General features: G+C 45.9%; 13 protein-coding genes. 9 read left to right on the forward strand and 4 right to left on the reverse strand.

The genetic code is table 11. The features are described 5' to 3' along the window. Positions 1 to 3: 3 nt before the first annotated feature. The 4 genes from XMM312_RS05110 to XMM312_RS05125 all read right to left on the reverse strand — a co-directional run bounded on the left by XMM312_RS05110 (position 4) and on the right by XMM312_RS05125 (position 4,091). Positions 4 to 798 (reverse strand): enoyl-CoA hydratase/isomerase family protein, encoded by a 795-nt coding sequence (locus tag XMM312_RS05110; RefSeq protein ID WP_173481699.1) that lies wholly within the window; start codon positions 796 to 798, stop codon positions 4 to 6. Between the two features lie 9 nt (positions 799 to 807). Next, positions 808 to 2,415: a carboxyl transferase domain-containing protein gene (locus tag XMM312_RS05115; protein WP_173481700.1), complete on the reverse strand. Its 1,608-nt coding sequence runs from the start codon at positions 2,413 to 2,415 to the stop codon at positions 808 to 810. A 71-nt stretch (positions 2,416 to 2,486) separates the two neighbouring features. Next, positions 2,487 to 3,653, reverse strand: a complete 1,167-nt coding sequence (locus XMM312_RS05120) for an isovaleryl-CoA dehydrogenase (RefSeq protein ID WP_173481701.1) — start codon at positions 3,651 to 3,653, stop codon at positions 2,487 to 2,489. 21 nt (positions 3,654 to 3,674) lie between these two features. Next, positions 3,675 to 4,091, reverse strand: coding sequence for a MerR family DNA-binding transcriptional regulator (locus XMM312_RS05125; protein ID WP_173481702.1), 417 nt, complete (start codon positions 4,089 to 4,091; stop codon positions 3,675 to 3,677). Positions 4,092 to 4,391: 300 nt separating this feature from the next. Between XMM312_RS05125 and XMM312_RS05130 the strand changes: the two genes are divergently transcribed. The 9 genes from XMM312_RS05130 (at position 4,392) to XMM312_RS05170 (ending at position 13,541) form a co-directional block, all read left to right on the forward strand. Next, the gene (locus XMM312_RS05130) at positions 4,392 to 5,159 is read left to right on the forward strand and encodes an ABC transporter ATP-binding protein (protein ID WP_173481703.1); all 768 of its coding nucleotides are present in this window, start codon (positions 4,392 to 4,394) and stop codon (positions 5,157 to 5,159) included. Then, the gene (locus XMM312_RS05135; RefSeq protein WP_173481704.1) at positions 5,156 to 5,866 is read left to right on the forward strand and encodes an ABC transporter ATP-binding protein; all 711 of its coding nucleotides are present in this window, start codon (positions 5,156 to 5,158) and stop codon (positions 5,864 to 5,866) included. The genes XMM312_RS05130 and XMM312_RS05135 overlap by 4 nt, the downstream gene beginning before the upstream one ends. Positions 5,867 to 5,958: 92 nt before the next feature. Beyond that, positions 5,959 to 7,170 carry an ABC transporter substrate-binding protein gene (locus XMM312_RS05140; RefSeq protein WP_173481705.1) on the forward strand — a complete coding sequence of 404 codons (1,212 nt, stop codon included), beginning with the start codon at positions 5,959 to 5,961 and terminating at the stop codon, positions 7,168 to 7,170. A 62-nt stretch (positions 7,171 to 7,232) separates the two neighbouring features. Continuing rightward, positions 7,233 to 8,120: a branched-chain amino acid ABC transporter permease gene (locus tag XMM312_RS05145; protein WP_173481706.1), complete on the forward strand. Its 888-nt coding sequence runs from the start codon at positions 7,233 to 7,235 to the stop codon at positions 8,118 to 8,120. Between the two features lie 8 nt (positions 8,121 to 8,128). Beyond that, positions 8,129 to 9,058: a branched-chain amino acid ABC transporter permease gene (locus tag XMM312_RS05150; protein ID WP_173481707.1), complete on the forward strand. Its 930-nt coding sequence runs from the start codon at positions 8,129 to 8,131 to the stop codon at positions 9,056 to 9,058. A 77-nt stretch (positions 9,059 to 9,135) separates the two neighbouring features. Next, positions 9,136 to 10,317 carry an acetyl-CoA C-acyltransferase gene (locus XMM312_RS05155; RefSeq protein ID WP_173481708.1) on the forward strand — a complete coding sequence of 394 codons (1,182 nt, stop codon included), beginning with the start codon at positions 9,136 to 9,138 and terminating at the stop codon, positions 10,315 to 10,317. A gap of 17 nt (positions 10,318 to 10,334) precedes the next feature. Continuing rightward, the gene (locus XMM312_RS05160) at positions 10,335 to 11,096 is read left to right on the forward strand and encodes an SDR family oxidoreductase (protein ID WP_173481709.1); all 762 of its coding nucleotides are present in this window, start codon (positions 10,335 to 10,337) and stop codon (positions 11,094 to 11,096) included. A 23-nt stretch (positions 11,097 to 11,119) separates the two neighbouring features. Then, a complete protein-coding gene (locus tag XMM312_RS05165) occupies positions 11,120 to 11,572 on the forward strand; it encodes a MaoC family dehydratase (protein WP_173481710.1) in 453 nt (150 codons plus the stop codon). Between the two features lie 19 nt (positions 11,573 to 11,591). After that, entirely contained in the window at positions 11,592 to 13,541 is a 1,950-nt protein-coding gene (locus XMM312_RS05170) for an acetoacetate--CoA ligase (protein ID WP_173481711.1), read from the forward strand. The last annotated feature ends 4 nt before the right edge of the window (positions 13,542 to 13,545 follow it).

A 13,545-nucleotide genomic window follows, 5' to 3' on the forward strand; every position in this document is an offset into this window, starting at 1 on the left:
GGGTTACTCCTGAATCCAGTTCGGCTTGCGCTTTTCAAGGAAGGCACCTAGTCCTTCCTGACCTTCTGGGCTTACACGAATTTCTGCTATGCGGCGAGCTGTATCATTTATTAGAGGTTCATCAATTTCTTTATTGCTAACGGCAAAGATGAGATCTTTAGCTGCATGCATTCCCTGAGGGCTGTTCCCGATCAAAATGCTTGTGAACTTTTCTAGGGCCTCATCAAATTGAGTTGAGTCACTCACTACCTCATGAACTAATCCAAATCTATATGCTTCAAGTGCATTAAATGGCTCAGCAGTTAGGAAAAATCTTCGTGATTGTCTTTCGCCAATTGCACGAACGACATATGGCGATATAACTGCTGGAATTAGTCCGATTTTCACTTCACTCAAGCAGAATCGACTTCCTTCTTCAGCAATCACGATATCGCAGCATGCGGCTAGTCCAACCGCACCGCCATAAGCAGCACCTTGAACGAGGCAGATAGTTGGTTTAGAAAATTGGTAAAGACAACGCATCAGCTCGGCAAGTCGGCCTGCATCAACGAGGTTTTCTGCATAACTGTTATTTGCTATCCGTTTCATCCAGCCAAGATCAGCCCCGGCAGAAAAGTTCTTACCATTAGATCGTAGTGCTAAGACGCGAACATCGGGATCGTTTTCGGCTTCTTTAAGTCCAGTAATGAGCTGCTCGATGATAGTGTCATCAAAAGCGTTGTGGACTTCAGGACGATTGATTACAAGATTCGCACAGCCTGATTTGGTTTTTTCGAGAAGAACTAAAGATTCAGACATATTCACCTCTTACATACGGAATACGCCGAACTTAGTGTCCGGGACCGGTTTGTTTAGCGCTGCAGAGAGCCCCATAGCTAGAACTTCACGAGTTTGTGCTGGATCTATGACGCCATCATCCCACAGTCGAGCGCTAGCATAGTATGGATGCCCCTGACGCTCATATGTGTCTAACACAGGCTTTTTGAACTCAGCCTCTTCCTCAGCAGACCAGGTTTGTCCTTGGCGCTCTAAACCGTCTCTTTTTACTGTGGCTAGAACGCCTGCTGCTTGTTCACCGCCCATCACAGATATGCGAGCGTTCGGCCACATCCACAAGAAGTTAGGGCTATAGGCTCTGCCACACATTCCATAGTTACCAGCACCAAATGAGCCGCCAATCAAAACTGTAAGCTTAGGAACATCAGCACAAGCAACTGCTGTGACTAGTTTCGCACCATGCTTGGCAATACCTTCCGATTCACTTTTTTGTCCAACCATGAATCCAGTTATATTTTGCAAGAAGATAAGAGGAATCTTTCTTTGGCAACATAGCTCAATAAAATGTGCCCCTTTCTGGGCTGAATCGCTAAACAGGATGCCGTTATTGGCCAAGATGCCTACTGGATATCCGTGGATGTGGGCAAATCCCGTAATAAGTGTTGTGCCGTATAGCTTTTTGAATTCATCGAATTCAGAACCATCGACGATACGAGCGATAATTTCTCTAACATCGAATGGTTTTTTAAGATCTGTTCCTACAATTCCGTAGATTTCATTCGCATCGAAAAGTGGTGCTTTTGGTGCTCGGATATCTCCTTCAACCTGCTTGCGGCGGTTTAGGTTAGCCACACAGGTTCGTGCGATCTGTAAAGCGTGTGCGTCATTTTCTGCATAGTGGTCTGCTACGCCTGAAATTTTACAGTGAACATCGGCACCGCCAAGATCTTCAGCGCTCACCACTTCACCTGTAGCGGCTTTTACGAGGGGAGGGCCTGCTAGGAAGATAGTGCCTTGATTGCGTACAATGATTGATTCGTCCGCCATTGCAGGAACATAAGCTCCACCTGCCGTACAAAGCCCCATTACTACCGCAATCTGCGGTATCCCTTTTGCTGACATTCTGGCCTGATTGAAGAAGATGCGACCGAAATGGTCACGATCCGGAAATACTTGATCTTGTTGGGGTAGGTTCGCACCCCCTGAGTCTACAAGGTAGATGCAAGGTAGATTGTTTTGCTCGGCAATCTCTTGCGCACGCAAATGCTTTTTAACCGTAAGAGGGAAGTAGGTGCCGCCCTTAACCGTCGCATCATTTGCGATAATCATGCATTCCTGGCCGCTAACCCTGCCAATGCCAGTAATAACGCCTGCAGCAGGTACGTTATCGTCGTAAACTTCATAGGCTGCTAGTTGTGAAAGCTCTAGAAAAGGTGAACCTTCATCCAGAAGGACGTTTACTCGATCTCGAGGAAGCAGCTTGCCGCGTGAAAGATGGCGCTCTTGATACTTAGCGCCACCCCCTTGTTCGACTAGCTTTACTTTTTCTCTAAGATCGTTGACTGCATTGGTCATGCTTGTGTTGTTGTTAATAAATTCAATTGCACGTTTATTAACCTTGCTTTGCAGTATAGGCATACACTGTTCCTCACAACTTGTATCAAATGATGATGAGGTGATGAATGACTCTCCACCTCTGATTGGTTCTGTTACTTGTTTAGGAACAGCTCTCGGCCAATAAGCATTCGACGGATTTCTGATGTGCCGGCGCCAATCTCATAAAGCTTAGCGTCGCGAAGAAGTCTGCCAGTAGGGAATTCATTGATGTAACCGTTGCCGCCGAGGAGTTGAATAGCATCGAGTGCTAGCTTTGTCGCCGTCTCTGCTGTGTATAAGATAACACCAGCACAGTCTTTACGGCTTGTTTCACCACGCATCGCAGCTTGAGCTACCGTGTATGTGTATGACTTACATGCGTTCATCAACGTGTACATATCAGCCACCTTTCCTTGCACTAGTTCAAATTCACCAATGGCTTGGCCAAACTGCTGTCTGTCACGGATGTATGGGATGGAGATATCCATCGCCGCTTCCATAATTCCCAGAGGCCCACCAGCTAGAACTAGACGCTCATAATCTAATCCAGACATAAGTACACGAACACCACCATTTAGCTCGCCTAAAATGTTCTCTTTAGGAACAGGGCAGTCGATGAAAACTAGTTCACAAGTGTTGGATCCTCGCATACCTAATTTATCAAGCTTCTGGTGACGCGAAAAACCAGGGTAATCACGCTCTACGATAAATGCTGTAATGCCTTTTGCTCCAGCAGATGTATCTGTTTTTGCGTAGATAACATATGTATCAGCGTCTGGTCCGTTTGTGATCCACATTTTATTACCGTTAAGTAGGTAATGATCGCCGTTATCACGCGCAGTTAATTTCATTGATACAACATCGGAACCAGCATTAGGCTCAGACATTGCGAGAGCCCCTACGTGTTCCCCACTAATTAACTTTGGTAAGTATTTCTGTTTCTGTTCTTCAGTGCCGTTTCGGTGAATCTGATTTACGCAAAGATTGGAGTGAGCGCCGTATGATAGGGCAACAGATGCAGAAGCTCGGCTAAGTTCTTCCATTGCTATTACGTGTGCAAGGTAGCCCATGTCAACGCCGCCATACTCTTCCTTAACAGTAATGCCTAACAGACCCATGTCTCCAAACTTGCGCCACAGGTCTTTGGGGAATTCGTTATTAAGATCAATTTCGGCTGCGCGAGGTGCGATCTCTTTTGCAGCAAAAGCATTGACTTGGTCACGCATCATTTCAATGGTTTCGCCAAGGCCAAAGTTGAGTCCAGAGTATTGTGAAATCATCGTATATTCCTATTATTTGTATTAAACAGCGTTGCGTTTGTTTGTTGATTGCTCACGAAGTTCGTTAAGTGCCTCGAGGCATCGAACCTCGGCAGCGGAAAGTTCGGTTTGGAGGTTGGCTATATCTTCAAGCTGTTGTGCCAGTTCTGCTCGCTTGGTGTTGATTACCTCTAGTAGTCGCTTGAGTTGCTTTTCACTGCCCGAACTAGTTTCGTCCCAGAGAGAGAATAGCTCGCCTATCTCAGCTAAAGAGAAGCCTAGGCGCTTGCCTCGTAGAATAAGCTTCAAACGCACGCGGTCCTGCTTGGAGTAAATTCGTGTCTGTCCTCTTCTTGTTGGGAAGAGAAGATTTTGGTCTTCGTAGAAGCGAACGCTTCGGGTGGTTAGGTCAAACTCTTTTGCAAGATCGCTAATTGAGAAGGTGGTTTGCTCGGTCATGGGCTGCCTTATAAAAAATATATAAAGCTACAATAACCCAGCTTTACGTTTACGTAAACATTAATAAGTGAAAACCTTTATTTATTATTAATGATGTGAATTTTTTCTTAAGTTGTTGAAAAATAATAATAATATTGAGTTTTTTTAGTAAAAATACCCTCTCGTATTACTAAAGTAGTACTTTGCTTTCCGGGTTATTACTTGCTAACTTTACGCTCAAGCTAAAGCATTTTGAAAGTCGTTTTCTCATGCTGTGCTGCAATAAAAACAACATCGAATAGACGGGAAAAGCTAAGCTTCATGAGTGCCGATTACGTATTGCAGACGAAGAATCTGATTAAAGAGTTCAAGGGATTCACTGCTGTAGATAATGTGAACTTGAACATTGAGCGCGGAAGTATTCATGCGCTTATTGGTCCTAACGGGGCTGGTAAAACCACGGTCTTCAATCTGTTAACCAAATTTTTGATCCCGACCTCGGGGCAGATTCTTTTTAATGGCAACGACATTACGAATATGCGTTCCGCTGAAATTGCACGTCGTGGCGTGATTCGTTCTTTTCAGATCTCTGCGGTATTCCCTCACCTGACAGTCCTGGAAAATGTTCGTATTGCATTGCAGCGCAAAGAGGGTAATAGCTTTCATTTTTGGAAGTCTGAGAAAGTTTTAGATCGATTAAATGATCGAGCTATCGAGCTATTAGATTCGGTTGGATTGGCGGACCATGCGAACTCTTTAACGGTTGATCAGCCATACGGTCGCAAGCGAGCACTTGAGATTGCAACTACGTTGGCGCTAGATCCTGAGTTGATGTTGCTGGATGAGCCAACTCAGGGTATGGGTCATGAAGATGTTGAGACGGTTGCTGAATTGATTAAAAAGGTATCGAAGGATAGAACGATATTGATGGTCGAGCACAATCTTCATGTTGTCTCAAAACTTGCCGATAATATTTCGGTGCTACAGCGAGGCGCTATCCTTACAGAGGGTGACTATGCAACTGTTTCTGCCGATAGCCGGGTACGAGAAGCTTATCTTGGTGTTAGCGAAGAGGAGGCTGAAGCATGATGACTGGTAATGAAAAAATCCGGATTCGTGATTTGCATGCTTTCTACGGTGAGTCTCATATCCTTCACGGTATTGATCTGCATGTAATGCAGGGTGAGCTTGTAACCCTGCTGGGTCGTAACGGTTCTGGTCGTTCAACGACGTTGCGCTCAATTATGAATATGGTCGGGCGTCGCACAGGTAGCATCAATATTAATGGTGCTGAGACCCTTGAACTTCCTGCTCATCGTGTCGCTCATCTTGGCGTTGGGTTTTGTCCTGAAGAGCGTGGCATCTTCGCGAGTTTAAATGTTGAAGAGAATCTTATGCTTCCACCGACAGTTCGTAGTGATGGGATGAGTGTGGAGGAAATCTACGAAATCTTTCCTAATCTCTTAGAGCGTCGCTTTAGTCAGGGCACTCGTTTATCGGGTGGTGAACAGCAGATGTTGGCGATTGCACGTATTTTGCGTTCTGGTGCCAATATTCTATTGCTTGATGAGATTACTGAAGGGTTGGCTCCAGTAATTGTCAAGAAGCTGGGTGAGGTTCTAGTTGAGCTAAAACGTCGCGGACTAACAATACTATTGGTAGAGCAAAACTTTCGTTTTGCTGCTCCTATCGCAGATCGGCATTATGTGGTTGAACATGGCCATATAGTCGAAGAGGTCGCTAAGCATGAGCTTGAAGCTAAAACGCCTCTGTTAAACACACTTCTTGGTGTGTAAACGAACTGAGCAGTTTTTGAATTTCCTCAAGAACTATCGGTGAAGTTACTTCGGCCCTTAGGCTAATAAATATAAAAATGAAGGATATATCCATGAAATCAATTAAACCTCAGCTATTAGCAACTGCTATCGGTGCGGCTATGTCAATCAGTGCTGCAAGCGCTGCTGGCATTAGTGGTGATGTTGTTAAAATTGGTGTGCTTGCAGATATGGGTGGTGTTTACGCTGATATCTGTGGCGCTGGTTGTGTTACTGCTACTCAGATGGCAGTAGAAGATTTTGGGGGTACTGTATTAGGTAAACCAATCGAAATAGTTAGTGCAGATGACCAAAACAAAGCCGATGTTGGTGCTTCAATTACCCGTAAGTGGCTTGATACTGAAGGCGTTGATGCTGTTTCAGGTTTGGTGGCATCCTCCGTAACTGGTGCTGTTACAGAAGTTACAAAAGAGAAAGGTAAGCTTGCTCTTATTTCTACATCTGCATCGCATGCCTTTACAACTAAAGCATGTTCACCTTACAACGCTCATTGGACCTACAACGTAGTTGCACTAGCAAACGGTACAGTTAAGCCAATGGTTCAGTCTGGTAAGAAGAAATGGTTCTTCATTACTGCTGACTACGCATTTGGACATGCGCTTGAGGGTGTAGCTAGTAAAGTTGTTACTGATAATGGTGGTGAGGTGCTAGGTGCAGCTCGTGCACCACTTGGTACAACGGACTTCTCTTCATTCATTCTTCAGGCTCAGTCGTCAGGCGCAGATGTTGTCGCACTAGCAAATGCGGGCGCTGATTTCGTTAACTCACTTCAAGCGGCTGCAGAGTTTGGTTTGACTGAATCGGCTGATGTAGCTGGTCTATTGGTGTTTACACCTAACGCACAGGCGCTAGATCCAGATGTTGCTGGAGGAATGCTTACAACTACAGGTTTCTATTGGGATCTAGATGAGCAGACACGTGCGTGGTCTAAGCGTTTTAAAGAGCGTCATGGTTCTATCCCTGCAATGGGACAGGCAGGACAGTACTCTATGGTCATGCATTACCTAAACGCGGTTAAAGAAGCGGGTACTGATGAGGCTGAAGCAGTTATGGCTGTGATGAAGAAGAACAAGCCTAACGACTTCTTCGCACGCAATGCATACCTTCGTGCCGATGGTCGTATGGTTCATGATATGTACCAAGTGCGTATCAAAAAAGGTGATGAGCGAAGCTCTGCCGATGACATCTTCGAAGTACAGAATGTTATCCCTGGTGACCAGGCATTTGGTCCAATGATGGATCAGTGTAACTTCGCAGCGAAGTAATCTGACCAACGTGTGCTGATGGGTTTTATGACCCATCAGCCATTCCCTCAAAGGAAAAGGTAATGGCGTCACTTTTTGATATTAATGTTTTCGGCCTCTTTGGGCAGCTTCTAATCGGCCTTATTAATGGCTCATTTTATGCGCTTCTGAGTTTAGGACTGGCAATAATTTTTGGTTTGCTAAAAATTATTAACTTTGCTCAAGGTGCACTTTATATGCTGGGTGCCTTCATGGCATGGATGGTGCTTCAGTATTTTGGAATAAATTATTGGGCAGCTCTTTTTATTGTTCCTTTGGCTGTCGGTTTAATAGGCGTAATAATGGAGCGTTTTCTATTGCGCCGCATCTCTAATGAAGACCATCTTTACAGTCTTCTACTAACCTTCGGTATAGCGCTGATTCTTCAGGGCGTATTTACTCATATTTTTGGTTCGTCAGGCTTGTCGTACAAGATTCCTGCCGAGTTAAAAGGCGGTTTCAAACTGCCATTCATGTACCTGCCGACCTATCGTGCGTGGATTATCGTAGTCTCGGTACTTGTGTGTGGTTTGACTTGGTACATGATTGAAAAAACCAAGTTGGGCGCTTATCTACGCGCAGGCACTGAAAATCCCAAATTGATGCAGGCATTTGGTATCAATGTGCCATTGATTGTCACACTGACCTTTGGATTTGGTGTTGGCCTTGCAGGTTTGGGTGGCGTACTGGCTGCCCCTATATATTCGGTATCTCCATACATGGGGGCTGATCTATTAATCGTTGTTTTTGCGATAGTAGTTATTGGCGGAATGGGCTCTATTGGTGGAGCGATTCTTACAGGGTTGGCAATGGGTATTTTAGAAGGATTAACAAAGTACTTCTATCCCGAGGCTTCAACCACGATTATTTTTGTCGTAATGGTGATCGTGCTGTTACTTAAACCGTCGGGTCTTTTTGGTAAAGAGGCGTAGGAGTTAAGATGTTTAAAGTTTCTAAATCGACACTTATTCTTGTGGCCTTGGGTCTGATTGCGCCTTATATCCTTTACCCTGTTTTTGTGATGAAAGTGCTGTGTTTCGGTCTGTTCGCGATGGCTTTTAACCTGCTACTAGGTTATGTAGGTTTGCTCTCATTTGGACATGCAGCCTTCTTGGGTACCGGTGGCTATGTAACTGGCTACTTGGTTATGGAGACCGGCTTGTCGCCTGAGCTAGGCATACTCTGTGGCACCATTGCCGCAGGCTTGCTTGGTGCACTTTATGGTAAGTTGGCAGTTAAGCGAGAGGGCATCTATTTCGCAATGGTGACCTTAGCGCTCGCGCAGTTGGCTTTCTTCTTCTATCTACAAGCCCCATTTACGGGTGGCGAAAACGGCATGCAGGGTATACCGCGCGGTGAATTATTTGGCTTTATCGACTTAAGCGATAGTCTAAATATGTACTACACCGTTCTGGTAATTTTCCTGTTCGGCTTCTGGTTAATAAACCGTACTATCCATTCACCCTTTGGCCAGATACTGAAAGCGATACGCGAGAATGAGCCTCGTGCTGTTTCTCTTGGATACAATGTGAATGACTATAAGTGGGTCGCATTTATTATCTCGGCGAGTCTGGCTGGTTTGGCTGGTTCGACAAAAACCTTGGTGTTTCAGCTTGCGTCGTTATCTGATGCTCACTGGCATATGTCAGGAGAAGTTGTACTTATGACCCTTCTGGGTGGCATGGGAACGCTGTTGGGGCCGCTTGTTGGGGCAGCTTCTGTAGTTACTATTCAGAACTATCTTTCGGGTGGTGAGTTAGGTAATTACATTCATATCATCATGGGGCTAATTTTCGTTGTCTGTGTGCTGGCATTCCGTAGCGGAATCGTGGGTGAATTCCAGAAGTTCATGAAGAAGAATTTTAGTTAACTAATTGAGAGGCACTGCCTCTCTCTTTTTAATCTCAGGATTACGTTTACGTAAACTTTCATTTAGATAGGTAAGCCATGAACCAAGATCCAATTGTAATAGTAAGTGCAGCCCGAACTCCTATGGGAGGGATGATGGGTGTCTTTTCACACGTGAGGGCGCCAGAGCTTGGGGCTACGGCGATAAGGGCGGTCATCGAACGTGCAGGTATAGCACCAGCCGATGTTGATGAAGTTGTCATGGGTTGTGTCCTTCCAGCAGGCCTTGGTCAGGCGCCTGCTCGTCAGGCATCACGCGGGGCTGGTATACCTGATGCAGCTGGCTGTACAACTATTAATAAGATGTGTGGATCAGGTATGAAAGCGGTTATGTTGGCCCATGACCAGCTTAAGGCAGGCATGGTTGATGTTATGGTGGCTGGAGGTATGGAAAATATGAGCCAGGCGCCATACCTACTTCCTAAGGCGCGTTCCGGTATGCGTATGGGGCATTCACAGGTGATTGATCATATGTTTTGTGATGGTCTTGAAGATGCCTACGAAGGTGGCTTGATGGGTCTCTACGCTCAAAAAAGCGCTGATGATTATCAGGTTACTAGAGAGGCAATGGACGACTTCGCGATTGCTTCACTCGAAAAGGCTCTTGGTGCAATGGATCGTAAGGAATTTTCAGAAGAGATCGTTCCTGTGAATGTTAAAACTCGTAAGGGAGAGGTGATCGTCGATTTTGACGAGCAACCCGGTAACGCTCGTATTGATAAGATCCGTTCTCTTAAGCCTGCATTCAAAAAAGATGGCACAGTCACAGCTGCCAATTCTAGCTCGATCTCTGATGGAGCATCTGCGCTATTACTTATGCGAGAGTCCACGGCTAAGGCTAAGGGGCTCACACCGTTGGCTCGTATAGCTTCGCACAGTACCCATGCTCAACTACCTGCGGAGTTCACAATTGCGCCAATCGGTGCGATTAAGAAAGCAGCTGAACGTGCTAACTGGGATCTAAATTCCATTGATCTCTTTGAGATTAATGAAGCCTTCGCGGTAGTGACCATGTTGGCGATTAGTGAACTAGGTTTAGATGGTTCTAAAGTCAATGTTCGTGGTGGTGCTTGTGCGCTAGGACACCCGATAGGTTCAAGCGGCTCGAGAATCCTTGTGACTCTTCTGCATGCTCTAAAACAGAGCGGGAAAAAGCGTGGCTTAGCTTCGCTTTGCATTGGTGGTGGCGAGGCTACTGCAGTCGCGATTGAAATGATTTAAGACAGGGTGAAATCAATATGCAAATAAAAAATAACGTGTTTGTTATTACCGGTGGTGGACGTGGACTTGGCCGAGCAATGGCCGAAAGTCTTGCTAGGCAGGGGGCTGGTTTGGCTCTTATCGACCTGAGTGAAGAAAACCTCAACGAAGCGGTTGCCTCGTGTCAGTCTCTAGGTGGTGAAGCGCGAGGATATCTTTGCGATATTACTAACGAGACAGCGGTAGAAGACTGTTTTGTTAAGATCAAAACAGAGTTTGGAAAGATCAATGGATTAGTGAATAACGCCGGACTCATGCGCGATGGTATGTTGATAAAAGTTAAGGATGGAGAGTTGCAAGACAAGATGTCACTCGATCAGTTCCAGTCTGTTGTGAACGTTAATATGGTCGGTAGCTTCCTGTGTGGTCGTGAGGCTGCTGCGATTATGGCGGTTCAGGGTGAAGGTGGCGTTATTGTAAATATCTCCTCAGTTTCACGTGCGGGTAATATCGGTCAGACCAACTACTCGGCAACTAAAGCGGCTGTTGCAACAATGGTAGCAAGCTGGGCGGGTGAGTTGGCGCGACATAAGATTCGTGTTGGTGGAATTGCACCAGGTGTTATTGCTACAGAAATGACTGCGCAGATGAAACCAGAAGCGATCGACAGGATGATTTCATCTGTACCGCTGCGTCGCTTGGGTGAAACCGAAGAGATGGCTCACACTCTACAATATATTATTGAAAATGACTTCTTCACCGGTCGAATCGTTGAGATGGATGGCGGGCTAAGAATCTAGTAAGAGAAACGGAGCTATATTTTATGCGTTATTTCGATGATTTCACTATAGGAGAGCGCCTCGAAGGCGGCAGTGCAACGTTAACTGAAGCTCAGATTATAGACTTCGCGATGATGTATGATCCGCAGAGTTTTCATGTAGATAACCAAGCGGCAGCTGAAAGCCATTTTGGAGGTTTGATTGCCAGTGGCTTTCAAACGATTGCCCTCTGTTTCAGACTATTTATTCAGCGGGATCACTTTAGGGCCTGCTCTATGGGTGGGCCAGCAATCGATGAGCTCCGTTTTTTGATCCCAGTGCGTCCAGGTGACACTCTGAGGTGTGAAGCGCAGATCGAGGAGTTAAGCCCTTCAAAATCAAAACCAAACATCGGCATCGTACGTTACCGCATAGAGGGCTTTAATCAGCATAGAGAGAAGGTCGTGAGCTATCTTGTGACTAATATGCTTAAACGTCGACCTGAAGATAAGCCTTAGCGCAAAAGAGATTCCTATTATGGCTAAACAACTTTGGCAACCGACTCAGTCCCAGATTGAACATACTCAGGTGTGGCAATTTATGCAGACCGTTAATCGCAAATACTCATTAACTCTGCAGGAATATTCTCAACTTCACGAATGGTCAGTTGAGAACTCTGAGCAGTTTTGGTCTGACATTTGGGACTCGGCTGATGTGTTAGGCGATAAAGGGCGTGAGCCTTATCTGGTAGATAGGCAAAAAATGCCTGGAGCGCGTTGGTTTCCCGGCGCAAAGCTAAACTTTGCAGAAAATCTGCTTAAGTTTCGTGATAATCGCACTGCGATTTTATTTCGCAATGAGCAGGGTGGGCGACAGAGCCTAAGCTACTCTGATTTGTATACTAGTGTTGCTCAATGTGCATCCGCTCTGCGTAATCTTGGTGTTGGGAAGGGCGATGTAGTTGCTGGTTTCTTACCAAATCTGCCGCAGACCTGCGTTGCTATGCTGGCTGCAACAAGTCTAGGTGCAACCTGGACATCCTGCTCTCCGGATTTTGGTTTTCAGGGGGTTCTCGATCGATTTGGTCAGGTTGCTCCTAAAGTTCTTTTCACCGTTAGTGCCTATCTCTATAACGGCAAACGTATCGAAACGTGGGAAAAGAGCGCACAGCTTGTAGATGCTTTACCGTCTGTAGAGCAGTTGGTAGTGATTCCCTACATTGACGAGTACGTTGAACTCTCTGTGATTAGCAAGGCGTTGCACTGGGAAGACTTTGTTGATAAGACAGCTTCCGACATCAGGTTTGAGCGAATGGCCTTTGATGATCCGCTTTATATTATGTATTCATCAGGCACTACTGGCCAGCCAAAATGCATAGTGCATGGCATCGGTGGGACACTTTTGCAGCATCTTAAGGAGCATCAGTTACACACTGATCTGAGGCGCGAGGATACCCTCTTTTACTACACAACTTGTGGCTGGATGATGTGGAACTGGTTAGTGAGTGGTCTTGCTACAGGCGCCACACTAATGTTGTTCGATGGCTCTCCCTTCGCTCCTGGACCTCGCGTGTTGTGGGATATAGCGGAACAGGAGTCTGTGACTATCTTTGGTACGAGCGCTAAATATTTGGCAGCGCTGGAAAAGACTGGCTTTAAGCCGCGTGAGTCTCATAATCTATCGCAACTACGAACGATACTATCGACGGGTTCTCCTCTTAGCAATGAGAGCTTCGAATATGTATACCGTGACATTAAAGAAGATCTTTTACTCGCCTCTATCTCTGGAGGTACAGACATTATTTCCTGCTTCGCACTCGGCTGTCCAATTTTGCCTGTATACGCTGGCGAGTTGCAGTGTCGCGGTTTGGGTATGGCTGTGGCAATACTCGACGATGGAGGCGAAACAGTAGTTGAACAGAAGGGAGAGCTGGTTTGCTGCGACCCCTTTCCATCAATGCCAATCGGTTTTTGGGATGACCCCGGCCAAGTGAAGTATCGTTCTGCCTATTTTGATCGATTTGAGAATATCTGGGCTCATGGTGACTACGGCGAAATTACGAAGCAGGGCGGTTTAATAATTCATGGGCGATCTGATGCAGTATTGAATCCTGGCGGTGTGCGTATAGGAACAGCTGAGATCTATCGTCAAGTTGAGCAGTTAGGAGAGGTGCTCGAGAGTGTCTGTATTGGGCAGCCGTACAGAGATGATACGAGGGTCGTTCTATTTGTCGTGCTTCGTGAAGATTTTCGACTGGATGATGAGCTCAAACTGAAGATTCGACAGCAGATTCTAAAAAATACAACGCCGCGTCATGTGCCTGCTGTAATTATTCAGGTTTCCGAAATCCCTCGCACAATTAGCGGTAAGATAGTCGAACTGGCCGTGCGCAAAACTGTCTTAGGCGAAAAGGTTAATAATGTGGAAGCGCTAGCGAATCCGCGCGCTCTAGAGCTATTCAAGAATTTAGCAGAGTTGCAGGAGTAATAGG

The sequence above is a fragment of the Marinobacterium sp. xm-m-312 genome, assembly GCF_013283295.1.
Classification (GTDB): Bacteria; Pseudomonadota; Gammaproteobacteria; order Pseudomonadales; family Balneatricaceae; genus Marinobacterium_E.